Below are 23146 nucleotides of genomic sequence, written 5' to 3' on the forward strand. Positions count from 1 at the left end.
GCGACCCCGCATCGTTGTGAGGCTGTTCAAATTAAAATCGCTGATTTAAAGGTTGTAATGGTTTTAATGGCGTTAATGTTACTTAGTCTGCAAAGCTTATCAGCTTTGTAGTAAATCACGCCTTTAGCCTTTTTATTTTTGTGGCTATTAAGCCCCGTGGCGCGCGGCAGTTGCGTATTTCCTCACAACACCGCGCTCTGGGAATGACGCCGCCGAAAACGCCATGTTAGGCTTATTCTCTGTTGACTTGGTGGCTGCCAGAATGCGATTACGTTTCACTTTTCAAATAAAGCTCTTTCTCTCACTGGTGGGCTTTTCCTGCGTGCTTTTGGCAGTGCTCGGGCTGCTTTTATTCCGCACCGTTGATGAACAACTGCATAAAGATTTGGGCAGCCGCGCCAAAGTTCAGGCTTCGCAAATCGCCCTGATGCCCGGCCTGGCTGAGCGCGTCGAGGCCGAAGACAGCGCGGGAGTGGCAAAACTGGTCGCGCCGCTGCGCGCTAAAAGCGACGCCAGTTATATCGTTATTGGCGATGTGCATGCCGACCACCTCTACCATTCGCAGTCGCCAGAACGCCTCGGCAAGCCGCTGGTCGGCGGGGATAACGCCGAAGTGCTCGAGGGCAAAACCATTATTACCGTGCGTCAGGGCGGCATCGGAATCTCTTTACGCAGCAAAGCGCCCATTGTGGACGCCAATAATAAAGTCATCGGTATTGTCTCCGTCGGTTACCTGATTTCTTATATTGATGACGTGACGGTGAAATTGCTGGCGCAGACCGCGCTGTCCGGCATTCTGCTATTAGCCCTGCTGTTCCTCTTCTCATGGCTATTCAGTAAGAACCTCAAGAAACAGATGTTCTGGCTGGAACCTAAAGAAATTGCGTTATTAGTTCGCCAACAGAAAGCGCTGCTGGAAGCTATTTATGAAGGGGTGATCGCCATTGATCACCAGCAGCGGATTTTATCTATCAACCACGCCGCCCGTGAGCTGCTGGACATACACCAGCCGGAAGACCTGCTGGTCGGCCAGCACATCCGCGACATCATCCACACCGGCGCGGAGTTCTTCACCGGCGACCGCGAAACGCCCAACAGCCACGATGAGGTGACGCGCTTCAACCAGCGGCAAGTGATCGTCAACCGGGTGCGCATTGAGCTTGGGCCGTCGTCGGAGATCGGCTGGGTGGTCAGTTTCCGCGATAAAAACGACATCAACACCCTCAGCAGCCAGCTCAGTCAGGTGAAACGCTATGCTGACAACCTGCGTATCATGCGCCACGAGCAGCTTAACTGGACCGCGACGCTGGCGGGCCTGTTGCAGATGAAACGCTATGACGAGGCGATGGGCTACATTCAGGCGCAGTCCGAAGGAGCGCAGGCGGTGCTGGATTTTGTTTCAGAGCGCTTTGCCTCGCCGACGATTTGCGGTTTATTGTTAGGGAAGTACTCCAGCGCGCGGGAAAAAGGCATTGAATTGACCTTCGACCCGGCTTGCCAACTTCAGCGCATGCCCGCGGCGTTGAGCGAGTCGGAGCTGATGTCGATTATCGGCAATCTGATCGATAACGCGGTAGACGCCACGCTGGCCGCGCCGGGGCCGCATCAGCCGGTAGAGTTCTATCTGACTGACCGCAATGACGAGCTGCTGATTGAAGTGGCGGATCAGGGCGCGGGGTTGTCGGCGGAGATCCGTCCGCGTATTTTCGAACAGGGCGCGACCACCAAGCCACTCTCCTCGGCTGACCAAACCGGCGGGGAGCACGGCATCGGGCTGTACGTGGTCGCCAGCTACGTGCATCAGGCGCAGGGCATGATTGAGATTTCAGACAATCAGCCTCGGGGCACGGTGTTCTCACTGTTTATCCCCAATCCGAAACCGCCGGGCAGCAACAGCTAAAATTTGACAGACTGGAACAGCGCTAAGCGCACTATTTTAATAAGAAAATCATGACCTAACCTACTTTATGAGCATGTCAGGAAACACGATGAACAAGAGTAGTTTCAACAACGGGGGCAGTATCAATAACGGCAGCGCGCTGGACGTGGTGATTGTCGAAGACGAGCCTTATCTGGCCGGCCTGCACCGTGACTTTATTGAGCAAAACTTCAATCTGCGGGTGGTGAGCATCGCCGCCACGCTGGCGCAGGCCAGAACTCAGCTGCAACTCTACCGGCCGCGGCTAGTGCTGCTGGACAACTATCTGCCGGACGGCCAAGGCATTGAGCTTATCGACAGCGCGCTGCTGAAAAGCCTCGACTGCTCGGTGATTTTCATCACCGCCGCCAGTGACATGAATACCTGTAGTCAGGCGATGCGCTATGGCGCGTTTGACTACATCATCAAGCCGGTCTCTTTCCAGCGCCTGCGCAATTCGCTCGAGCGCTTTTTGCAGTTTGTGCACCAGTTGCGCAATGTGAAGGTGCTCGACCAGCAGGCCCTCGACAGGCTGTATAACCTGCCCGCCACCGACATGCCCGCAGCCCCCGCGACCAAAGGCATTGAGCCGAATACGCTGGAGCTGGTTCGCCGGGTGTTTATCGCCGAGCCGGACCGCAATTGGTCAGTCGATCAGGTGGTGGAACAGGTGGGAATTAGCAAAACCACCGGGCGGCGATATCTGGAATATTGCGTGGAAATTGGCTTTATCGCGGTGGAAATGCAGTACGGAAATATTGGCCATCCAAGGCGACTTTACCGGCTGATATTCCGCGAAGATCAGGCCCCTATTCATGACTAAATTATCCGGCTCAAGGGCCGGATAATTTTTTCGTTTCGCCGACACAACTACGTTACATTTCGACAGATTCTCCACCAATATCGGGTGGATTATTCCCAGCTGACAACTTTTTTCTTCAGCTGATTTCCACCTCTTCTCAGCCCGTTAGTGAAATGACTATTTCACCCAAAAGACAAAATCACTTGAAATATCTCTATTTTGCGCTAACAGAATATTATTCTGCGCATAAACCACAAAAACAATGCAGAAATTAAATTCATAAAAATCAATTAATTAAATCAAATATAATAATTATCTCAGCATGAAATAATAGTCAAAAAAACCTGTAATTTCATTGCACTAATTTATGCAAAAAACAGCCAATAATTGGCGTGAAATAACAAATTTCTCCAACAAAATTTCATGCCGAATTAGCCAATGGGAAACGCGCCGAGGAATATTATTCAGAAAGATTGAGACTTGTCTCAGTCTCTCGTTGTGGTAGGGTGTAAACCGTTCGATATTTCCGTACTTTGCGTACTAAGTAGATTCTATAGAGTTCAAACACAACTAGACCCATTTATAGCCGATGGCTATTTCTTTCCAAGGAATGCACATTGCATGACAATTAAAATCGAAGTAAAGAACCTGTATAAGGTATTTGGCGAGCACCCTGAGCGCGCATTTAAGCTGATAGATTCCGGCAAGAGTAAAGAAGAAATATTTGAGAAAACCGGGCTGTCATTGGGTGTTAAAAACGCCAGTCTGGCCATTGAAGAAGGCGAGATTTTCGTCATCATGGGATTATCCGGCTCCGGTAAATCCACTATGGTACGCCTTCTCAATCGTCTGATAGAACCCACCCGCGGTGAAGTGCTGATTGACGGCGAAGACATCGCCAAGATCTCCGAATCCAAACTGCGTCAGGTTCGCCGCAGCAAAATCAGCATGGTTTTCCAATCCTTCGCCCTCATGCCCCATCTGACCGTGTTGAACAACACTGCCTTTGGTATGGAGCTGGCTGGCGTGCCGACCGAGGAGCGCAATCAAAAAGCCCTCGACTCGCTGCGTCAGGTCGGTTTGGAAAATTACGCTAATTCTTATCCCGATGAGCTGTCCGGCGGTATGCGTCAACGCGTTGGCCTTGCCCGCGCCATGGCCAATAACCCCGACATCCTGCTGATGGATGAAGCCTTCTCCGCGCTCGATCCCCTGATCCGTACCGAGATGCAAGATGAACTGGTGAAGCTGCAATCGCAGCACCAGCGCACCATTGTGTTTATTTCCCATGACCTCGACGAAGCCATGCGCATTGGTGACCGTATTGCCATTATGCAGGGCGGCGAAGTGGTGCAGGTCGGCACGCCGGAAGAGATTTTGAATAATCCGGCCAATGACTATGTGCGCACCTTCTTCCGCGGCGTGGACATCAGTCAGGTGTTCAGCGCCAAAGATATCGCCCGCCGTCGCGGGACATTAATTCGTAAAACCCCCGGTTTTGGTCCGAGGGCAGCCCTCAAGCTGCTGGAAGACGCCGACCGCGAATATGGTTATGTGCTGGAGCGTGGTGAGCGCTTTATCGGCGTTGTGTCGATTGACTCACTGAAAACCGCGCTAAAAGCCAATCTTTCACTGGAATCCGCCCTGCTTGAGTTCCCGGCACCGGTGCAGGCAGACATGCCGCTCAGTGAACTGATCTCTCACGTTGCCGCCGCGCCGTACGCCGTGCCGGTGGTCAATGAGAGCAATAACTATATCGGTATTATTTCCAAAGCCATGCTACTTCGTGCTCTGGACAAAGAAGGGGGTAACGAATAATGAAGCATTCAATTCATAACGATAGCATCGTCCAACACGCGCAGGCTGCCACTCAAGAACTCGATCCGTCCGTCGATCCATGGAGTGCCGATAACGCCAGCGGCGGCCATGTTGATGCCGCGCAGTCAGCCACCTCGGCACCTGCCGATGCGGGCAGCAGTGACCCTTGGGGCGGCACGTCCGGCGGCAGCGATGCCGCAGCAACGACTGCCCACAGCGCGCCGGATGCCACGCATCAGGCTGCGTCACAGGCCAATGACTGGCTGAACGTCGCCCCGGCGCAGCATGACCAGTTCAACATTCTCGACCCGTTTCACACCACGCTCATTCCTCTCGACCGCTGGGTCACCGAGGGGATTGACTGGCTGGTAACCAATTTCCGCCCGGTGTTCCAAGGGATCCGCGTGCCGGTAGACTTCGTGCTCAGTGGTTTCCAACACGGCCTTGAGTCACTCCCGGCCCCTATCGCCATGCTGATTTTTGCTCTAATTGCTTGGCAGATGGCAGGTCTAGGCATGGGTGTGGCAACGCTGGTTTCTCTGGTGGTGATTGGCGCTATCGGCGCGTGGTCACAAGCCATGGTCACCTTGGCGTTAGTGCTCACCTCGCTGTTCTTCTGTGTGCTGATAGGGCTTCCGCTCGGTATCTGGCTGGCACGCAGCCAGCGCGCGGCGAAAATCATTCGTCCGCTGCTTGATGCCATGCAGACCACGCCAGCGTTCGTCTACTTGGTGCCGATCGTCATGCTGTTTGGTATCGGTAACGTGCCGGGCGTCGTGGTGACCATTATCTTCGCCCTACCGCCAATCGTGCGTCTGACCATCCTCGGGATTAATCAGGTGCCGGAAGATTTGATTGAAGCTTCGCAGTCCTTCGGCGCCAGCCCAAGCCAGATGCTGTTCAAAGTGCAGTTGCCGCTGGCGATGCCGACCATCATGGCCGGTATTAACCAGACGCTGATGCTGGCGCTGTCGATGGTGGTTATCGCCTCGATGATCGCCGTGGGCGGTCTGGGTCAGATGGTACTGCGCGGCATCGGCCGTCTGGATATGGGTCTGGCGTCAGTGGGTGGTGCAGGTATCGTTATCCTCGCCATTATCCTCGACCGCCTGACGCAGTCTATGGGTCAAGATACCCGCAGCAAGGGTGGCCATCGCTGGTTTACCCGTGGCCCGATTGGCTTGTTGACCAAGCCTTTCGCCAAAAAAGCCTAACAGCTCGCTGTTCATCCCGGCGGTTCGCCGCCGGGACATAAAGTTGTCCCGCTACGCGTTAACGCTCCTTCGCCTCACAAAACGCAGTCCACTCTTAAATTATTTAATAAAACAATAAGGGTTCACTATGCGCAACACACACATCAGAGCGATTGCTCTCTCCGTATTACTGGCAGCGCCCGCTGCTTTCGCCGCCGACCTGCCGGGTAAAGGCGTGGTTGTGAAGCCGCTGCAAAGCACGCTTCCAGAAGAATCTTTCCAGACCGAACTGGTCAATCGCGCCCTGCAAAAGCTGGGTTATGACGTGCAGCCGACGGGTGAAGTGGATTACAACGTCGCCTACACCGCCATCGCCAGCGGCGACTCCACCTACATGGCCGTGAACTGGGATCCGATGCAGGTTGATATGTATGACGGCGCGGGCGGCGACAAGAAGTTCTACCGTCAGGGCACCTTCATCAGCGGCGCAGCGCAGGGTTATTTGATCGACAAAAAAACCGCCGATGAATACCACATCACCAGCCTCGATCAGTTGAAAGATCCCAAGCTCGCCAAGCTATTTGACGCCAATGGCGACGGCAAGGCCGACCTCGCAGGCTGCGATCCGGGTTGGGAGTGCGGCAACGTGATTAGCACCCAGCTCAAGGCTTATGGCCTCGACAGCACGGTGCAGCAGAATCAGGGCAACTATTCGGCCATCATCGCCGACACCCTGACGCGCTTCAAAAGCGGCAAGCCGGTGCTCTACTACACCTGGACGCCGTATTGGGTGAGCAACGAGATGAAGCCGGGCAAAGACGTGGTCTGGCTGACGGTGCCATTCTCGGCGAATCCGGGTTCGAACAAAGATTTGGACACCAAGCTGCCTAACGGCAAGAACTACGGTTTCCCAGTCAACAATGAACATATCGTGGCCAACAAACAGTGGGCCGAAGCTAACCCGGCCGCCGCCAAGCTGTTCGCCATCATGAAACTGCCGCTGGCTGACGTGAATGCGCAGAACCTACGGATGCACGAAGGCGAAGCCTCAACGTCTGACATTCAGCAGCACGTGGATGGCTGGATCAAAGCCCATCAGGCCACTTTCGACGGTTGGATTGCCGAAGCTGCCGCCGCAGCTAAAAAATCCTAATCCGCACAGCAGCAATAACAATGACGATAAATCGACAATAAACAGGACATTCTTCTATGCGTAAATCAACTCTCTGGGCGGCCGCCGCCCTGACCACGCTGGCCTCGGCCACCACGTTCGCCGCTGACCTGCCGGGTAAAGGCGTCACCGCCACCCCGATTCAGAGCACCATCAGTGAAGAGACCTTCCAGACGCTGCTGGTCAGCAAGGCGCTGGAAAAACTGGGTTATGACGTTCAGCCAATTCGCGAAGTGGACTACAACGTGGGCTACACCACCATCGCCGCCGGTGATGCCACTTTCACCGCCGTAAACTGGTCGCCGTTGCATGACGAAATGTACAAAGCCGCCGGTGGCGACAAGACCTTCTATCGCGAAGGGACCTATGTCAACGGCGCCGCGCAGGGTTACCTGATCGACAAGAAAACCGCCGAGAAGTACCACATCACCAATATCGAACAGCTGAAAGATCCCAAAATCGCCAAGCTGTTTGACACCAACGGTGATGGCAAAGCAGACCTGACGGGCTGTACGCCGGGCTGGGGCTGTGAGGCCGCGCTGAATGAACAGCTGAAAGCCTACGGTTTGGAAAAAACCGTCAATCACAATCAGGGCAACTACTCGGCGATGATCGCCGACACCATCACCCGTTATAAAGAAGGTAAACCTATCTTCTATTACACGTGGACGCCGTACTGGGTCAGCGACGTGTTAGTGCCGGGTAAAGACGTGCTGTGGATGCAGGTGCCGTTCTCCGTAGTTCCGGGAGAGAAAGACGCCGACACCGCGCTGCCGAATGGCAAAAACTACGGTTTCAAAGTCAGCACCATGCACATCGTCGCGAACAAGAAATGGGCCGAAGCTAACCCAGCCGCCGCCAAACTGTTCGCCATCATGCAGTTGCCTCTGAAAGACATCAACGCACAGAACTCAGCGATGCACGCAGGTCAAAGTTCTGAAGCGGATATCAACAACCAGACCGACGGTTGGATCAAAGCTCACCAAGCCACCTTCGATGGCTGGGTAAAAGAAGCGGCCGCGGCAGCGAAGTCGTAACAGCTTCTTTATAAACGCCTCGAGTTCTCATGGGGTGAAGTCGACCAAGGCGCTGAATGATTATTCAGCGCCTTTTTATTTTTCCTCCTCCTGAGCAAAGGCCAAAAAGCGTTCGGCGGCGGTGGAGAGGCTGTTTTGCCAGACGCACAACACTTGTCGGCGCGGGGCGTTTTCGATAGGAACCGAGATCAGGTCTTTGGCGTGTTGGGCGTGAGACAGCGGCACAATGCCCGCCGCCAGCGAGCGGCGAACGATGCTTTCCAGCCACTCGATGTGGTCGATTTCAAAGCTGACGTGGCGAGTGATCCCCGCTTCGCTAAAGGCGCTGTCGGTTTGCCGCCTTGCTCCGGCTCCGGCATAGAAGTCCACCAGCGGCACCTGCGCCAGCTCGCTGAGGGTCAGCTGCGGGCAGTTGGCGTAGGGATGCGTTGGGCTGAGCAGCGCCACCAGCGGTTCGTCGGCCAGCAGGCGGTTGGGCAAACGCAGCGCGGCGCTGTCTCCCGGCCATAAACCGACAAAGGCGACGTCGGTGCGCAGCTGTTGCACATCCTCCAGCAGCTTCTCGCTCATCGCGACATACATGCGGATATTCACCCGTGGGTAGCGCTTGGTAAAGCTCGCCAATTGGCCAATAACATCTATCGCGTTAAGCGTTGAAATAATGCCGACGGTCAGGGTGCCGCTCACCTCGCCTTTCAAGGCGTCCATGGTATCCAGCAGATGGGTTTGCGCGGCGAGTAACTGCTCCGCTGGCCCGATAAACGCTCGCCCCGCCTCGGTCAATCTCACCTGCCGCGAGGTGCGCTCAAACAGCACGCAGCCTAGCTCTTCTTCCAATTTGGCTATCTGGTGGCTGAGGGCCGACTGCACCGTATGGCAGCGCTGGGCCGCACGGGTGAAATTCTGTTCTTGCGCCACGGCTAGGGCAAAACGGATCTGTTTGAGGTTCATCGATTCATCGCGAAATGAGATAGTTAAGATGAAAATTATACATTGGTTTACTATTTATAGCTGGGTGATACTCGCCCTCGCTCAATGTGGCGCAACGCCGCGAATGGGCCAAAACCTGCTTCCCTCTCTAAAAATGAAAACAAAATGACTAATTCAACCAAACATTCTCCTCTCACACCGGGGCTGATCATTCTGCTGGCGATAGCCACGGGTCTGGCGGTCGCCAGTAACTACTATCCGCAACCTCTGCTGGAAACCATCGCTCGCGCCTTTGGTTTGTCGGTCAATCAGGCCGGTTTTATCGTCACTATCGCCCAGCTCGGCTATGCCTGCGGCCTGATGTTTATTGTCCCGCTGGGCGATATGTTCGAGCGCCGCAAGCTTATCGTGGTGATGACCGCCCTCTCCGCCGCCGGCCTGTTTATCACCGCGATGGCCCCGACGCTGACTATTATGCTTATTGGTACCGCGCTGACCGGGCTGTTCTCGGTGGTGGCGCAGATTCTGGTACCGCTGGCCGCCACGCTGGCTGAACCGGCGAAACGCGGCAAAGTAGTCGGGCTGATTATGTCCGGCCTGCTGCTGGGTATTCTGCTGGCGCGAACCGTGGCGGGCGCGCTGGCGCAGCTTGGCGGCTGGCGCACCGTCTACTGGGTAGCCAGCGTGCTGATGCTGATAATGGCGGTCGTGCTTTGGCGCCGTCTGCCGACCCACAAACAGCACACTGACCTGAACTACGGCCAGCTGTTGAAATCCATTTTTAGCCTGTTCTTCAAGACGCCGGTGCTGCGTACCCGCGCCTTGATCGGCCTGTGCTCCTTCGCCAACTTCAGCATTTTGTGGACCTCAATGGCCTTCTTGCTGGCGGGCCCGGCCTATGGTTATTCCGAAGGGGTGATTGGGCTGTTCGGCTTGGTCGGCGCGGCGGGCGCATTGGCGGCAACTCGCGCCGGGCAGTTGGCGGATAAAGGCAAGGCGCACCTGACCACCACCTATGGCCTGATTCTGATCTTGCTGTCATGGGCGGCAATCGCCTACGGCCAGCACTCGGTTGTCTCGCTGATCATCGGCATTATCGTGCTGGATTTGGCGGCGCAGGGTGTGCACATCACCAACCAGAGCGTGATTTATAAGTCGATGCCGGAGGCGCGTAACCGCCTCACCGCAGGTTACATGACCACCTATTTCATCGGCGGCGCGATAGGTTCGGTCGTCTCTGCCTCAGCCTTCCAGTGGGCCGGATGGTATGGCGTTTCCGCCGCTGGCGTGGTGATGAGTACCCTAAACCTGCTGGTCTGGTGGTCGGGCTACAAGTACAAAATGGCCTGAAGCCCAGCCTGGCTAAGCCTTTATAAAAACTGACAAACGGGGGCAATCATCACGCCCCCTGATTAGCATGCAAATAATAATGGAGGAAATTTATTTTCCTCCGAGGGTGTTATCACTACTGACAGTCTGGTAATGTTTGCGCTATAAATTATTCATGAACGATATACATCGTTGACGCCGCACCGACTGTCCTATGCAAACCCACAGAGTCTTAAAAACGACACTTACCCCGCATGACGCTTTGTGCACGCTGGGAATGGTTGACGGTCCGCCCATCACTACTGGTTATCTCCCTTTCGCATTCCCTTTTGCCTTTGGCGGCCTTTTCGCGCCCGTCAATTCGCGCTTTTTGGCGCCGTTTTCCTTGGGCAGGCGTTTAGATTCTGGTTGCTACCAGACAGAAAAACATTCGTTGGTCGAGGCGCAATTCCGCCAGTGGAACGTATTACCTTTCGAATAATTCACCGGAGTTATGAATCACACTTATTGCTAAAGTTTTGGTGATTCCTGACATTGATATTACTAATTACGATCGTTACTATGTCAACCGTAACTAATGAGGCTTCTCATATGGACAGCTCGTTCGCGCCAATTGAAAACATGTTAAATATCCGCGCCAAGAAACAGAAAGATTTCCCTTATCAGGAAATTTTGCTGACTCGGTTGTCGATGCACATGCAAAGTAAATTGTTAGAAAATCGCAATAAGATGCTGAAAGCACAGGGTATTAATGAAACGCTGTTTATGGCGCTTCTGACTCTGGATGCTCAGGAGAGCCACAGCATTCAGCCTTCAGAGCTGAGTTCCGCACTGGGTTCTTCGCGTACCAACGCCACCCGTATTGCCGATGAACTGGAGAAGCGCGGCTGGATTGAGCGCCGTGAGAGCGATAATGACCGTCGATGCCTACATTTGCATTTAACGACGGATGGCGAAGCTTTCATCCAGAAGGTTTTACCGCCTCAACATAAGTGCCTGCATTTCCTTTGGTCGACTCTTGATGCTGATGAACAAAAGCAGTTGGAAATCCTGACTCGCAAATTGTTAACCCGCCTCGATCAGATGGATGTCACCGCGACACAATTTTTCTAATTTCTGTTCAGGTAAACCACACATGTCACTCCAAGCCAGCTGGAGACTTACGCCGCTGTTCGCCGTTCTGTTATTGGCGGGCTGCGCCTCCAGCGATAATCTCGCTCCGCAGTCAACCTTGCTGGATACCCAGCAGTTGAAACTGGCACAACCGAAAGTCAGTTCAATGGCGATAAGCCCGCAGTGGTGGCGCAGTCTTAATGACCCGCAACTTGATGCCCTGATGACGACGACATTGCAAAATTCGCCGTCACTGCGTCAGGCCGCGGCTCGCGTACGCGAAGCGCAAAGCATCCTTGGAGGCGCTCACGCGGCGCAGACCCCGAATATTGATGCTACGGCTTCTCGGCGTCGCGAACGTATTTCCCAAAATACCATCCCGCCTTTCCTGACCAGCTACCCGTCAGCGCCTATCTATGACACCAGTAACGCGCTCGGGCTGAACTTCAACTATGAGCTGGACTGGTGGGGCAAGTTCCAAAATCAGGTCAATGCTGCCAAAGCGCAGGTTGACTCCGCCCGCGCCGAGCAGGCTCAGGCCGCGCTTAATCTGACCAGCTCCGTCGCCTCTGCTTATTATCAGTTGCAGGCCAATCTGGCGGTGCAGAAAGTCTTGAAGCAGGAAGTCGACAACAATCAGCGTCTGGCCGATTTGCGTAAAGCGCAGTATCAGGCGGGGATCTACGGCGTGGACGTGCCGCAGCAGATTCAGGCTCAGGCCGACAGCGCCAAGCAGCAGCTGATTGAATCGCAATCCCAGATTGATCAACTGAAACACCAGTTGGCGGCTCTTGCAGGTCAAGGTCCTGACGCGATGAATAATCTGCGCGAAGTGTCGCTGCCTGCCGACGATGCTATCTCGCCGAAGAGTGAATTGACGCTGGACTTGCTGGGTAAACGCCCGGACATTGCCGCGCAGCGCTCGCTGGTTGAATCCTATTTGCAGACCGTCAAAGCCACTAAGAAAGAGTTCTACCCAAGCCTGACTATCAGCGCCTTTGCCGGGTTGAACACCACTGACTACGGCGGTACGCACCCGAACCTGTTAGAAGCAGCGAGCAAGGCGTGGAACATCACACCGGCCCTCTCTCTGCCAATCTTCCACGGCGGCGAATTGCGTTCCCAGTTAGCCGGGGACTCCGCGCGCTACGACGAGTCAGTGGAGTCTTATAACCAGACTATCCTGACTGCGGTTCAGCAAACGGCTGATGCCATGACCGTCGCTCAAAGCAGCGCGGCTCAGTTGCAGCAAGCCTCTTCTGCCGTGAAGTCGATTGAAGATGTCTATCGGGTGGCGGATGCGCGTTATAGAGCCGGGGTGATTGGGCGCGATGAACTGCTCACCAGCCAGTCCGCCTTGTTGCAGCAGCAACAGACGCAGTTGAATGCCAGCAGCAACTTGTTGCAGGCAAAAATCAGTCTAATTCGCGAGCTCGGCGGCGGTTATCAGGCCCCGGCAGCGGACAAAAACCAATAATAAAAACCTAAGCGTGGATGGAGAAAACCATGAGCGATAATGCGGGCATTCAGTCAACGCCTCCGCAGGAGCCGGTTGCGACTAAGCAGCCACATAACAAGAAGAAATCACGCAAAATTGCCTTGCTGTTCTTAACGGGTGTGTTTGTCATCATCGCCATCGCCTACTTGATTTACTGGCTGCTGGTGTTGCGTCATTTCCAAAGTACCGATGACGCCTACGTCGCCGGTAACCAAGTGCAGATCATGGCTCAGGTATCGGGTAGCGTGACCGACGTGAACTTTGATAGCACCGACTACGTCAAGAAAGGCGACACGCTGGTCGTATTAGACCCGACTGACGCCCAACAGGCTTTCGAGCGCGCCAAAACCGCGCTGGCCAATAGCGTGCGTCAAACGCACCAGTCAATCATCAATGGCCGTCAATATCAGGCGAACGTTGCCCTGCGCCAGACCCAGCTGAAACAGGCTGAAGCTGACCTGAAACGCCGCGTGGTACTAGGAAGCGTCGATGCGATTGGTCGCGAAGAGCTGCAACATGCTCATGATGCCGTAGACACCGCCAAGGCCCAGCTCGACGTTGCCGTGCAGCAGTACAACGCCAATCAGGCGATGATCCTCAATACCCCGGTTGATAAACAGCCGCAGGTGTTGCAGGCCGCCGCACAGGTGCGCGATGCCTGGTTATCCCTGCAACGTACCAAAGTGGTCAGCCCAATCGACGGTCTGGTTTCACGCCGTACAGTGCAGGTAGGTCAGCAAATCACCCCAGGAACCGCGCTGATGGCAGTAGTTCCAGCCAATCACGTATGGGTGGATGCTAACTTCAAAGAGACTCAGCTGGCGAACATGCGTATCGGCCAATCCGCTACCGTGGTCAGCGATATGTACGGCGACGACGTGACCTATAAAGGCAAAGTGGTCGGGATGGATATGGGTACCGGCGGCGCGTTCTCCCTGCTGCCTGCTCAGAACGCCACCGGTAACTGGATCAAAGTGGTTCAGCGCCTGCCAGTGCGTATTCAGCTCGATGACGAACAAGTGGCGAAACACCCGCTGCGCATTGGCTTGTCCACGCTGGTGACGGTCGATACCCAAGACCTGAACGGCTTGGTGCTGGCAGATAAAGTGCGTACCGAACCTCTGTACCAGACTACCGCGCTGACGCTGGATCTGGCACCGGTTAACGCCATTATTGCTGATGTGATCAACGCCAATGCTGGCTAAAGGCTTCGGAGGCCAATGTGGATAAGAAACCACTCGTCGGCGCGCCGTTAGCTTGGATGACGGTGGCGCTGTCGTTGGCCACGTTTATGCAGGTGCTGGACTCTACCATCGCCAACGTGGCTATTCCGACCATTGCCGGCAACCTCGGTGCCTCGAACTCACAGGGTACTTGGGTTATCACCTCGTTCGGGGTGGCAAACGCCATCTCGATCCCGATCACCGGCTGGCTGGCGAAGCGCATCGGCGAGGTCAAACTGTTCCTGTGGTCGACGGTGCTGTTTGCCTTCGCCTCATGGCTGTGCGGCATCTCCAACAGCCTTGAAATGCTGATTTTCTTCCGTGTATTGCAGGGCGTGGTGGCAGGTCCACTGATCCCGCTGTCACAAAGTTTATTACTGAATAACTACCCGCCAGCCAAGCGAAGTACCGCCTTAGCGCTATGGTCGATGACGGTGATCGTGGCGCCAATTTGCGGCCCGATCCTCGGCGGTTATATCAGTGATAACTACCACTGGGGTTGGATCTTCTTCATCAACGTGCCGATCGGTATCGCCGTGGTGGCCTTGACGCTGAAAACCCTTAAAGGGCGCGAAACGGCAACGCAGATCCGGCCAATCGACAGCGTTGGGCTGGTGCTGCTGGTGCTGGGGATCGGCTGCTTGCAGGTGATGCTCGACCGGGGCAAAGAGCTCGACTGGTTCAACTCCACGGAAATCATCGTGCTTGCCGCCGTGGCGGTGGTGGCGCTCTGCTTCCTGGTGGTTTGGGAGTTGACGGACGACCACCCGATAGTCGACCTGTCGCTATTTAAGTCGCGAAACTTCACCATCGGCGTGCTCTGTATCAGTCTGGCTTACATGCTCTACTTCGGCGCAATCGTTCTGTTGCCGCAGTTACTGCAAGAGGTCTATGGGTATACCGCGACCTGGGCGGGTCTGGCATCCGCGCCGGTGGGGATATTGCCGGTAGTGATGTCGCCGATCATCGGCCGCTTCGCCCACCGGCTGGACATGCGTAAGCTGATCACCTTCAGCTTTATCATGTACGCGGTGTGCTTCTACTGGCGAGCTTACACCTTCGAACCGGGCATGGACTTTGGCGCTTCGGCGTGGCCGCAGTTTATTCAGGGCTTTGCCGTCGGCTGCTTCTTTATGCCACTGACCACCATCATTCTGTCCGGCTTGCCGCCAGAACGCATGGCGGCGGCGTCCAGCTTGTCGAACTTTATTCGTACGCTGGCCGGCTCGATTGGCACGTCGATCACCACCACCATGTGGTCCAATCGCGAGTCGCTGCACCATGCGCACTTGAGTGAGAACATCACACCGTTCAACCCAGAGGCGCAGCAGACCTATCAGCAGTTGGAAGGGATGGGAATGAGCCACCAGCAGGCGTCAGGCTGGATTGCGCGGGAGATTACCAATCAGGGGCTGATCATCTCTGCCAATGAGATTTTCTGGCTATCCGGTGGAGCCTTCTTGGTGTTGCTGGTCTTAATCTGGTTTGCCCGACCTCCGTTTGGCGGTGCGGGTGGCAGCAAGGACGGTGGCGGTGCGCACTAAGCCGCTGATTGAATAGGCTTTTCGCCAAGTAAATCACAAATAAAAAGGACGCCCTGAGGCGTCCTTTTTTAATGCTTACGGCGAGTGAATCTGCCGGGAATTACCCCTGATTCTGACGCCACCAGTCGGCCAGCAGGATGCCGGTTGCAACAGATACGTTCAGACTTTCCACTTTACCGGTACCACCGATAGAGATGTTGATGTCACCCTGCTGCCATGCGCTATCGGACAGGCCGTCGCTCTCTTCACCCAGCACCAACACAATTTTGGCTGGCAGTTCGGCTTTGCCGAGCGCGGTGCCTTTGTGGCTGGAAGTGGTCACGATGGTGTAACCGGCTTTGCGGAAGCTAGCCAGCACGTCGAGGAAGTTGTCAGCGCTAATGGCTTTAACGTGTTCCGCGCCGCCTTCGGCAGTACGCACCGCAGCACCAGACTCCAACAGAGCCGGGTCTTGGACCAGCAAACCTTTCACGCCGAAGTGCGCGCAGCTACGCATAATGCCGCCGAGGTTGTGCGGGTTACCGACGTTTTCCAGCGCCAGTACGCAATCTTTCGCCGGAGCCGTTTGCAGGTAAGTTTCTGCATCCAAGCCCTGACGTTTTTTGATCAAGAAGCAAACGCCGCCGTGGTGCTCAGTACCAGAGGCTTTCGCCAGCTCGTCATCTTCAACCACGTGGTACGCTTTGCGATTCGCCGCCATCCAGCGCAGTGCTTCACGGAAACGTGGCGTCACAGACTGCACGAACCAAGCGCGAACGATAGAGTCAGGACGGCTAGCGAACAGTGCCTGACAGGCGTTTTCGCCGTAAACACGCGTCTCTTCCTGACGCTGACGACGCAGCTGCTCGGGATCGATAAAGCTCTTGCCGCTGATACCACCGTGGTCCGGAGCAGACTCATCGTCTGGCGCGCGGGAAACGGTTTTCCACGGAGAAGAATACGGGCCGTCATCGTCACGCGTGGAACGCGCAGGACGAGGTGCATCACGACCTGAACGCTGCGGGCGAGCATCGCCACGACGTGCGTCAGGACCGCGTGAATCACCACGGTTATCGCTGCTACGACGCTCATTGCGGCGGGCATCGTCTGGACGGGAGCCTTGGCGAGGTTTATCGCCTGGACGTCCTTTATTGTTGGAAGGACGTTTATCGTTGTTGCGGTTATCGCCGTCGTCGTCACTGCGGACGTACATCACTTTGACTTTGCCGTTTTTGCCACTGAATGAATCGTTCATTTCTCTCTCCACCTACGCGCAGGGCGCGAAGATTACCTGATGTCTGGGTGCTAAGCCACTTGCTTTGGACCAAAAGCTTAAAACTATCGTATTCATTGAATAAACCACGTTGTCCACCCGCCCGCATCTCTCCATACTTACAACAAATAAGTAACATATCAGCCCCGCGGTTACCGCTACAGGTTCGGGTTGATCCGATCCCATTTGAGCAATACAGAGGCTATTTTATGAATACGATTTGTCCATCATGTCAGGCCACTAATCGCCTGCCAGAGGATCGTATCAATGACGGCGCTAAGTGTGGCCGATGCGGCCATGCCCTATTCTCAGGCAGTGTGGTTCATGCAACTGCCAGTACGCTGGATAAATACCTGCAAGATGATCTGCCGGTAGTGATCGACTTCTGGGCCCCGTGGTGCGGCCCTTGCGTGAGCTTTGCGCCGATCTTCGAAGACGTCGCGCAGGAACGTGCCGGTAAAATCCGCTTCATTAAAGTCAATACTGAAGCCGAGCCGGAGCTGAGTGCGCGTTTTCGCATCCGCAGCATTCCTACCATTATGGTATTCAATGAAGGCAAAATGGTCGACTCTCTGGGCGGTGCAATGCCCAAGACGCCTTTCAACAATTGGCTGAATGAATCATTGTAACGCATAAGTCAGAATTAAGCCCTGACCAATGGCCTGCTGATGCGGGCCATTGGCTTTTATACTGACAAGAACCTACCACTTGCGGGCAACGGCGATTAGAATAGCCGGTTTTCCACCCGCGGAATGCTTATGTCAGACAATGCCGTTCTTCGCCTGCGTGCGCAGCGTTTAGCTCAATCTACTCGTCCCTTTCTGGCGCGCGGCTCGCGGGCTATTCGCTGCCAGTCTTGCCTGCTGCCTAAACGCAACTGCATCTGCGCCACGCGCGAGACTCATCAGGCCACCAGCCGCTTCTGCTTGGTGATGTTCGACACCGAACCGATGAAGCCGAGCAATACCGGGCGATTGATCGCGGACGTGCTGCCTGATACTCAAGCCTTTATGTGGTCGCGCACTGAAACCGATCCGGCCTTGCTGGAAGCCATCGCAGACCCAACGCGCCAGGCTTACGTGGTGTTCCCGGCCTCCTTCGCCCAGCCTCCGCGTCAGGTATTTACTGAGATCCCACCAGACAGTAAGCCGCCGCTATTTATCATGCTCGACGGCACTTGGACCGAAGCGCGCAAGATGTTCCGCAAAAGTCCTTATCTGGATCATCTCCCAGTCTTCTCGCTTGATGTGAGTGCTAGCTCCGACTACATCCTGCGCGAAGCCTCGCGCCCGGAGCTGCACTGCACGGTGGAAGTGGCGGCGGCGGCACTAGAAAAAGCCGGAGACCTCGCAGCCTCGGCGGGCCTTTCGCGCCACTTTACCCACTTCCGCACCCAATATTTAGCCGGAAAACCTCATCATCCGGTGCACCAACTCACAGCAAAAGAGCCGGAAAGCTTCTAGAATCAAAAGCATCACGGATTTGAGGAAAGAGAATGAGCCAGCGTGGACTAGAAGCCTTACTAAGACCTAAATCCATTGCGGTATTAGGGGCGAGCGACAAGCCGGGCCGCGCCGGGTATCTGATGATGCGCAATCTGCTGAATGGCGGCTTTAACGGGCCAGTCCTGCCAGTCACTCCGGCCTACCGCGCGGTGTGCGGCGTGCTGGCTTATGTCGATGTCGCCAGCCTGCCCATTACGCCAGATTTAGCCATTCTCTGCACCCGCGCCGAGCGCAACCTCGCGCTGCTCGAACAGTTGGGCGAGCGCGGCTGCAAGACGGTGATCATCCTCTCTTCGCATTCCCAGCAATTTACTGAACTCAAAGCCTGTGCCCAACGTTACGCCATGCGCCTGCTCGGGCCGAATAGCCTTGGGATACTCGCTCCGTGGCAAAGGCTCAATGCCAGCTTCTCGCCGGTGCCAATCCTGCCCGGCAAACTGGCATTTATCTCCCAGTCGGCCGCCGTGGCAAACACCATTCTCGACTGGGCGCAGCAGCGCTCGGTAGGCTTCTCCTACTTTATTTCTCTTGGCGACAGCCTCGACATTGATGTCGACGACCTGCTGGATTTCTTAGCCCGAGACAGCAAAACCAGCGCCATTTTGCTCTATCTGGAGCACGTCAGCGACGCCCGGCGCTTCCTGTCAGCTTCGCGCAGTGCTTCGCGCAACAAACCGATTCTGGTGATCAAAAGCGGCCGCAGCACGCAGGCGCAGAAATTGCTCAATAGCCCGCTCAGTCTGGACGTGGCGTATGACGCGGCCATTCAGCGCGCGGGCTTGCTACGCGTGCAGGACACCCACGAGCTGTTCTCCGCCGTAGAGACCCTGAGCCACATGCATCCGCTGCGAGGTGAGCGCTTGCTTATCGTCAGCAATGGCGCTGCTCCGGCGGCCATGGCACTCGACCAGCTATTGGCGCGCAATGGCAAACTGGCGGCTCTTGGCGAAGAGACTCAGGCCGCACTTCGCGCCGCGTTGCCACAGAGCATCTCCATATCTAACCCTCTGGACCTGCATGATGACGCCACACCCGAGCGTTATCAGTCAGTGCTCACTTCGCTGTTAGACAGCAACGACTATGACGCCCTGCTGGTCATCCATGCCCCAAGCGCTGCCGCGCACGGCACGGTGACGGCAGAGCGGCTGATTGCCACCATGAAAGGCCATTCGCGCGGCAAGCGCGTGACCCTGCTGACCAACTGGTGCGGCGAATACTCTTCACAAGAGGCTCGCAGGCTGTTCACTGAGGCGGGTATCCCGACTTATCGCACTCCAGAAGGCACGGTCACGGCCTTTATGCACATGGTGGAATACCGCCGCAACCAAAAGCAGCTGAAAGAGACGCCTTCCCTGCCCGTCGGGTTGCAGCAAAACACCGATGAGGCACACAGGTTAATCACTCAGGCGCTGGCCGAGGGGGCAACTCAGCTGGATACCCATGAAGTTCGCACCATTTTGCATGCTTACGGCATGGAGGTGCTGCCAACCTGGATTGCCAGTGACAGCGCCGAGGCGGTGCATATTGCCGGGCAAGTGGGCTATCCGGTGGCGCTGAAGCTGCGCTCTCCTGATATTCCGCATAATTCCGAGGTTCAGGGAGTTATGCTCTATTTGCGTACCGCAAGTGAAGTCGAGCAGGCGGCCAACGCCATTTTCGATCGCGCCAAACAGGTTTTCCCGCAGGCAAGAATCCACGGTTTGTTAGTACAAACTATGGCTAACCGCCCCGGCTCCCAAGAGTTGCGAATTGTGGTTGAGCAAGACGCGGTGTTCGGCCCGCTGATTATGCTTGGTGAAGGCGGCAGTGAATGGCGGCCCGAAAAGCAGGCGGCGGTGGCGCTTCCTCCTCTCAATCAGGCGCTGGCGCGCTATCTGGTGCTGCAAGCAGTGAAAGGCGGCAAAGTGCGGGCGCACAACGTCTCAAGGCCGCTGGATATCCCCGCGCTCAGCCAGCTGCTGGTCAAAGTGTCCAACCTGATTGTCGACTGCCCGCAGATAACCCGGCTGGAGATCCACCCGCTGCTGGCTTCCGGCGATGAACTGAATCTGCTGGATGTCACACTCCAACTCAGCAACGTCAATGATAACGGGCAATCCAGACTGGCGATTCGCCCTTATCCTCAAGAGCTGGAAGAGTGGGTTACATTGAAAGATGGCTCAGGCTGCCAGTTCAGGCCAATCCTGCCCGAAGATGAGCCACTGCTAAAAGCCTTTATCCTCAAGGTGACCAAAGAAGATCTCTATTATCGCTACTTCAGCGAGATCAACGAGTTTACCCACGAAGATTTAGCCAACATGACCCAAATCGACTACGATCGGGAGATGGCTTTCGTGGCGGTAAGAGATTTTGATGAAAAATCTGAAATCATTGGCGTGACCCGCGCGGTATCCGATCCCGACAATATTGATGCCGAATTCTCCGTGCTGGTTCGCTCAGATCTCAAGGGACTTGGCCTTGGCAGACGCCTGCTCGAAAAGATGATCATTTACACCACAGAGCACGGAATACAGCGCCTTACGGGCATCACGATGCCCAATAATCAGGGCATGGTGGCACTGGCGAGAAAGCTAGGTTTTGAGGTGGATATCCAATTGCAGGACGGCATCGTTAATCTCACGCTGGGCCTGAATTCTAGCCATAACCTCGCCGCTGAAGGCCATAAATAGGCAAAACATACGCACAATGGGGATTACTAATGGTATTATCGACCGATTGTGCGGTGTACATGTTCTGTCTGTACCGCTATCGCTATTACCTAAAGAGAGAAGAAGCGCACTGTGATGTTGTCAAAATTTAAACGTAATAAACATCAACAACACCTTGCTCAACTGCCAAAACTCCCCCAAACGGTTGACGCTGTACAGACGCTGTACTGCCCAACGGATTTCCGCACAACGCTGCTCGAGGCGATTGCCCAAGCAACTCAACGGATTTATCTGGCCGCGCTGTATCTTGAAAATGATGACGGTGGTCGGGATGTTCTGTCAGCACTCTATGCTGCAAAACAACTAAGGCCTGAGCTAGAAATTTGTATCCTGGTCGACTGGCACCGCGCACAGCGTGGGCGTATCGGCGCTGCGGCGTCGAATACCAATGCCGACTGGTATTGCAGCATGGCACAGCAGCATCCTGATGTTCTGGTGCCAATTTATGGCGTTCCGGTTAACACTCGCGAAGCTTTAGGCGTTCTGCATCTCAAAGGTTTTGTCGTCGATGACCGCGTTATCTACAGCGGCGCCAGCCTCAATGATGTCTATCTGCACCGTCACGCCAAATACCGTTATGACCGTTACCATCTGATCACCAATGCCTCCTTGGCCGATTCCATGGTCGACTTTATGAAGAAGTCGATTCTCTCTGCCAGCGCGGTGCAACGCCTTGATCGCCAAGATCGTCCAAAAAGCATTGAGATTAAAAACGAAACTCGCCAGTTCAGGCAGTCACTCAAAGACAGTAGCTATCACTTTACCGGCACGGCGGGTAATGATGAGCTGACGGTGACACCAATGGTGGGCTTGGGTAAGCAAAACTCGCTTAACCGCACTATTCACCATCTGATGGCCAGTGCCGAGCAAAAACTGACGCTCTGCACCCCCTATTTCAATATGCCAGCCCTGCTCGCTCGGAACATCGTCGCCCTGCTGCGCCGAGGTAAACAGGTCGAGATTATCGTCGGTGATAAAACGGCTAACGACTTCTATATCCCGCAGGATCAGCCATTTAAAATCATCGGCGCGCTGCCATATCTGTATGAAATCAACCTGCGTCGATTCCTCAGCCGCCTACAGCGCTTTGTCGACAGCGGCCAGCTGATTATTCGTCTGTGGAAAGACGGCGATAACAGCTACCACTTAAAAGGCATGTGGGTTGATGATCGCTGGCAGCTGATCACCGGTAACAACCTCAATCCGCGCGCTTGGCGTCTGGACTTAGAGAACGCCATTCTGATCCATGACCCGCATCGCGAGATGGTGGTGCAGCGCTCCAAAGAGCTGGATGAGATCCGCGAGCACACCCATATTGTTTCTCATTATATGGAATTGGAAAGTATCCCTAACTATCCAATCAAAGTTCGTAAGCTTATTAGGCGTTTACGCCGGATTCGAATCGACAGATTAATTAGCCGAATTTTGTGATCCGCTATACTAAAAGCCTGATCGATGTGATCAGGCTTTTTTTATGTCAGGAATATCAGTCATGAAGCTCTTGCTCTCACGCTTACCTGCTATAGCTCTCCTTTCTCCACTGCTACTTTGCTCCGGCTGTAGCCACTACGCTAATGACAGCTGGACAGGTAAAGACAAAGCCCAACATTTTATGAGTTCTGCGATCTTAGCCGCTGCGGGAACCTCCTATGGCGAACGTCAGGGTTGGAATGATGCCAAGAGCCGCTCTTTCGGGCTGCTATTTTCAGTCGGATTAGGTGCTGGGAAAGAGCTTTATGACAGCCGAGAGGCAGGAACCGGATGGAGTTGGAAAGATTTCGCCTGGGATATTGCCGGTGCAGCCGCAGGCTATGGGGCTTATCAGGCGATTCATAATTAGAATTTAATCATCTCACTATCTATATATATCAATGGTATAGAAGAAGTCGTCCAGTTTATGATCCAGTGGCTTAACAACAGCGCGGGTTGATCCATAAGCCACAAAGCAAGAAGCCCCTTCGCTCGTCAGAGCAAGGGGGCTTTTTTTGTACTTTGTCGTTTCCCACATAGCAAAATAACCCAGCCTTTCAGCTGAGGTTTTCTACTTTATTTGATGCCTGGCAGGTGATGAACCACTGCGTGCTTCACCCTGCGGGCCGTTGCTA

18 protein-coding genes are annotated in these 23146 nt (G+C 54.9%); 16 read left to right on the forward strand and 2 right to left on the reverse strand.

From position 1 onward, the window contains the following. Positions 1–262: 262 nt before the first annotated feature. The 6 genes from GEAM_RS14325 to proX (GEAM_RS14350) all read left to right on the forward strand — a co-directional run bounded on the left by GEAM_RS14325 (position 263) and on the right by proX (GEAM_RS14350) (position 7939). Positions 263–1900, forward strand: a complete 1638-nt coding sequence (locus tag GEAM_RS14325) for an ATP-binding protein (RefSeq protein ID WP_034792739.1) — start codon at positions 263–265, stop codon at positions 1898–1900. A gap of 121 nt (positions 1901–2021) precedes the next feature. Further along, on the forward strand, positions 2022–2741 hold the full coding sequence (locus GEAM_RS14330) for a response regulator (protein ID WP_034792741.1): 720 nt from the start codon (positions 2022–2024) through the stop codon (positions 2739–2741). 600 nt (positions 2742–3341) lie between these two features. Next, positions 3342–4538 (forward strand): glycine betaine/L-proline ABC transporter ATP-binding protein ProV, encoded by a 1197-nt coding sequence (proV, locus tag GEAM_RS14335; RefSeq protein ID WP_034792662.1) that lies wholly within the window; start codon positions 3342–3344, stop codon positions 4536–4538. Continuing rightward, positions 4538–5752, forward strand: coding sequence for a glycine betaine/L-proline ABC transporter permease ProW (proW, locus tag GEAM_RS14340; RefSeq protein ID WP_034792664.1), 1215 nt, complete (start codon positions 4538–4540; stop codon positions 5750–5752). Before proV ends, proW begins: the two co-directional genes overlap by 1 nt. Before the next feature lie 127 nt (positions 5753–5879). Beyond that, entirely contained in the window at positions 5880–6884 is a 1005-nt protein-coding gene (gene proX, locus GEAM_RS14345; RefSeq protein WP_034792666.1) for a glycine betaine/L-proline ABC transporter substrate-binding protein ProX, read from the forward strand. Positions 6885–6940: 56 nt separating this feature from the next. Then, positions 6941–7939, forward strand: coding sequence for a glycine betaine/L-proline ABC transporter substrate-binding protein ProX (gene proX, locus GEAM_RS14350; protein ID WP_034792669.1), 999 nt, complete (start codon positions 6941–6943; stop codon positions 7937–7939). Positions 7940–8014: 75 nt separating this feature from the next. Here proX (GEAM_RS14350) and GEAM_RS14355 read toward each other — a convergent pair whose 3' ends face one another. Then, complete coding sequence (locus GEAM_RS14355) at positions 8015–8890, reverse strand: LysR family transcriptional regulator (protein ID WP_034792672.1); 876 nt, start codon at positions 8888–8890, stop codon at positions 8015–8017. Between the two features lie 144 nt (positions 8891–9034). Here GEAM_RS14355 and GEAM_RS14360 point away from each other — a divergent pair, with 144 nt between their 5' ends. The 5 genes from GEAM_RS14360 to emrB all read left to right on the forward strand — a co-directional run bounded on the left by GEAM_RS14360 (position 9035) and on the right by emrB (position 15576). Next, positions 9035–10219 carry an MFS transporter gene (locus GEAM_RS14360; protein ID WP_034792743.1) on the forward strand — a complete coding sequence of 395 codons (1185 nt, stop codon included), beginning with the start codon at positions 9035–9037 and terminating at the stop codon, positions 10217–10219. Between the two features lie 570 nt (positions 10220–10789). After that, the gene (gene mprA, locus GEAM_RS14365; RefSeq protein WP_034792674.1) at positions 10790–11311 is read left to right on the forward strand and encodes a transcriptional repressor MprA; all 522 of its coding nucleotides are present in this window, start codon (positions 10790–10792) and stop codon (positions 11309–11311) included. Between the two features lie 22 nt (positions 11312–11333). Next, positions 11334–12788, forward strand: a complete 1455-nt coding sequence (locus GEAM_RS14370; protein WP_034792677.1) for an efflux transporter outer membrane subunit — start codon at positions 11334–11336, stop codon at positions 12786–12788. Positions 12789–12817: 29 nt separating this feature from the next. After that, positions 12818–14014 (forward strand): multidrug efflux MFS transporter periplasmic adaptor subunit EmrA, encoded by a 1197-nt coding sequence (gene emrA, locus GEAM_RS14375; protein WP_034792680.1) that lies wholly within the window; start codon positions 12818–12820, stop codon positions 14012–14014. Positions 14015–14031: 17 nt separating this feature from the next. Further along, complete coding sequence (gene emrB, locus GEAM_RS14380) at positions 14032–15576, forward strand: multidrug efflux MFS transporter permease subunit EmrB (RefSeq protein ID WP_034792683.1); 1545 nt, start codon at positions 14032–14034, stop codon at positions 15574–15576. A 100-nt stretch (positions 15577–15676) separates the two neighbouring features. Here emrB and GEAM_RS14385 read toward each other — a convergent pair whose 3' ends face one another. Further along, positions 15677–16810, reverse strand: a complete 1134-nt coding sequence (locus tag GEAM_RS14385) for a tRNA/rRNA methyltransferase (protein ID WP_034792686.1) — start codon at positions 16808–16810, stop codon at positions 15677–15679. Between the two features lie 227 nt (positions 16811–17037). Between GEAM_RS14385 and trxC the strand changes: the two genes are divergently transcribed. From trxC to GEAM_RS14410, 5 genes are all read left to right on the forward strand, one after another. Further along, positions 17038–17457, forward strand: coding sequence for a thioredoxin TrxC (trxC, locus tag GEAM_RS14390; protein ID WP_034792689.1), 420 nt, complete (start codon positions 17038–17040; stop codon positions 17455–17457). A 129-nt stretch (positions 17458–17586) separates the two neighbouring features. Beyond that, a complete protein-coding gene (locus tag GEAM_RS14395; protein WP_034792691.1) occupies positions 17587–18291 on the forward strand; it encodes a tRNA-uridine aminocarboxypropyltransferase in 705 nt (234 codons plus the stop codon). A gap of 32 nt (positions 18292–18323) precedes the next feature. Then, positions 18324–21002, forward strand: a complete 2679-nt coding sequence (locus GEAM_RS14400; RefSeq protein WP_034792693.1) for a bifunctional acetate--CoA ligase family protein/GNAT family N-acetyltransferase — start codon at positions 18324–18326, stop codon at positions 21000–21002. 114 nt (positions 21003–21116) lie between these two features. Continuing rightward, positions 21117–22472, forward strand: coding sequence for a CDP-diacylglycerol--serine O-phosphatidyltransferase (gene pssA / locus GEAM_RS14405; RefSeq protein WP_034792694.1), 1356 nt, complete (start codon positions 21117–21119; stop codon positions 22470–22472). 61 nt (positions 22473–22533) lie between these two features. Beyond that, positions 22534–22881 (forward strand): YfiM family lipoprotein, encoded by a 348-nt coding sequence (locus tag GEAM_RS14410; protein WP_034792696.1) that lies wholly within the window; start codon positions 22534–22536, stop codon positions 22879–22881. Positions 22882–23146: the final 265 nt, after the last annotated feature.

Origin of the sequence: Ewingella americana ATCC 33852, from assembly GCF_000735345.1 — a bacterium.
Lineage (GTDB): Bacteria > Pseudomonadota > Gammaproteobacteria > Enterobacterales > Enterobacteriaceae > Ewingella > Ewingella americana.

Bases quoted from the DNA above. Each gene is read 5' to 3' on its own strand.
- proV (WP_034792662.1), top strand. From the start codon at position 3,342: ATGACAATTAAAATCGAAGTAAAGAACCTGTATAAGGTATTTGGCGAG.
- proX (WP_034792669.1), top strand. From the start codon at position 6,941: ATGCGTAAATCAACTCTCTGGGCGGCCGCCGCCCTGACCACGCTGGCC.
- trxC (WP_034792689.1), top strand. From the start codon at position 17,038: ATGAATACGATTTGTCCATCATGTCAGGCCACTAATCGCCTGCCAGAG.
- GEAM_RS14370 (WP_034792677.1), top strand. From the start codon at position 11,334: ATGTCACTCCAAGCCAGCTGGAGACTTACGCCGCTGTTCGCCGTTCTG.
- GEAM_RS14360 (WP_034792743.1), top strand. From the start codon at position 9,035: ATGACTAATTCAACCAAACATTCTCCTCTCACACCGGGGCTGATCATT.
- GEAM_RS14385 (WP_034792686.1), bottom strand. From the start codon at position 16,810: ATGAACGATTCATTCAGTGGCAAAAACGGCAAAGTCAAAGTGATGTAC.
- proW (WP_034792664.1), top strand. From the start codon at position 4,538: ATGAAGCATTCAATTCATAACGATAGCATCGTCCAACACGCGCAGGCT.
- emrA (WP_034792680.1), top strand. From the start codon at position 12,818: ATGAGCGATAATGCGGGCATTCAGTCAACGCCTCCGCAGGAGCCGGTT.
- GEAM_RS14355 (WP_034792672.1), bottom strand. From the start codon at position 8,890: ATGAACCTCAAACAGATCCGTTTTGCCCTAGCCGTGGCGCAAGAACAG.
- proX (WP_034792666.1), top strand. From the start codon at position 5,880: ATGCGCAACACACACATCAGAGCGATTGCTCTCTCCGTATTACTGGCA.
- pssA (WP_034792694.1), top strand. From the start codon at position 21,117: ATGTTGTCAAAATTTAAACGTAATAAACATCAACAACACCTTGCTCAA.
- GEAM_RS14400 (WP_034792693.1), top strand. From the start codon at position 18,324: ATGAGCCAGCGTGGACTAGAAGCCTTACTAAGACCTAAATCCATTGCG.
- mprA (WP_034792674.1), top strand. From the start codon at position 10,790: ATGGACAGCTCGTTCGCGCCAATTGAAAACATGTTAAATATCCGCGCC.
- GEAM_RS14410 (WP_034792696.1), top strand. From the start codon at position 22,534: ATGAAGCTCTTGCTCTCACGCTTACCTGCTATAGCTCTCCTTTCTCCA.
- GEAM_RS14325 (WP_034792739.1), top strand. From the start codon at position 263: ATGCGATTACGTTTCACTTTTCAAATAAAGCTCTTTCTCTCACTGGTG.
- GEAM_RS14395 (WP_034792691.1), top strand. From the start codon at position 17,587: ATGTCAGACAATGCCGTTCTTCGCCTGCGTGCGCAGCGTTTAGCTCAA.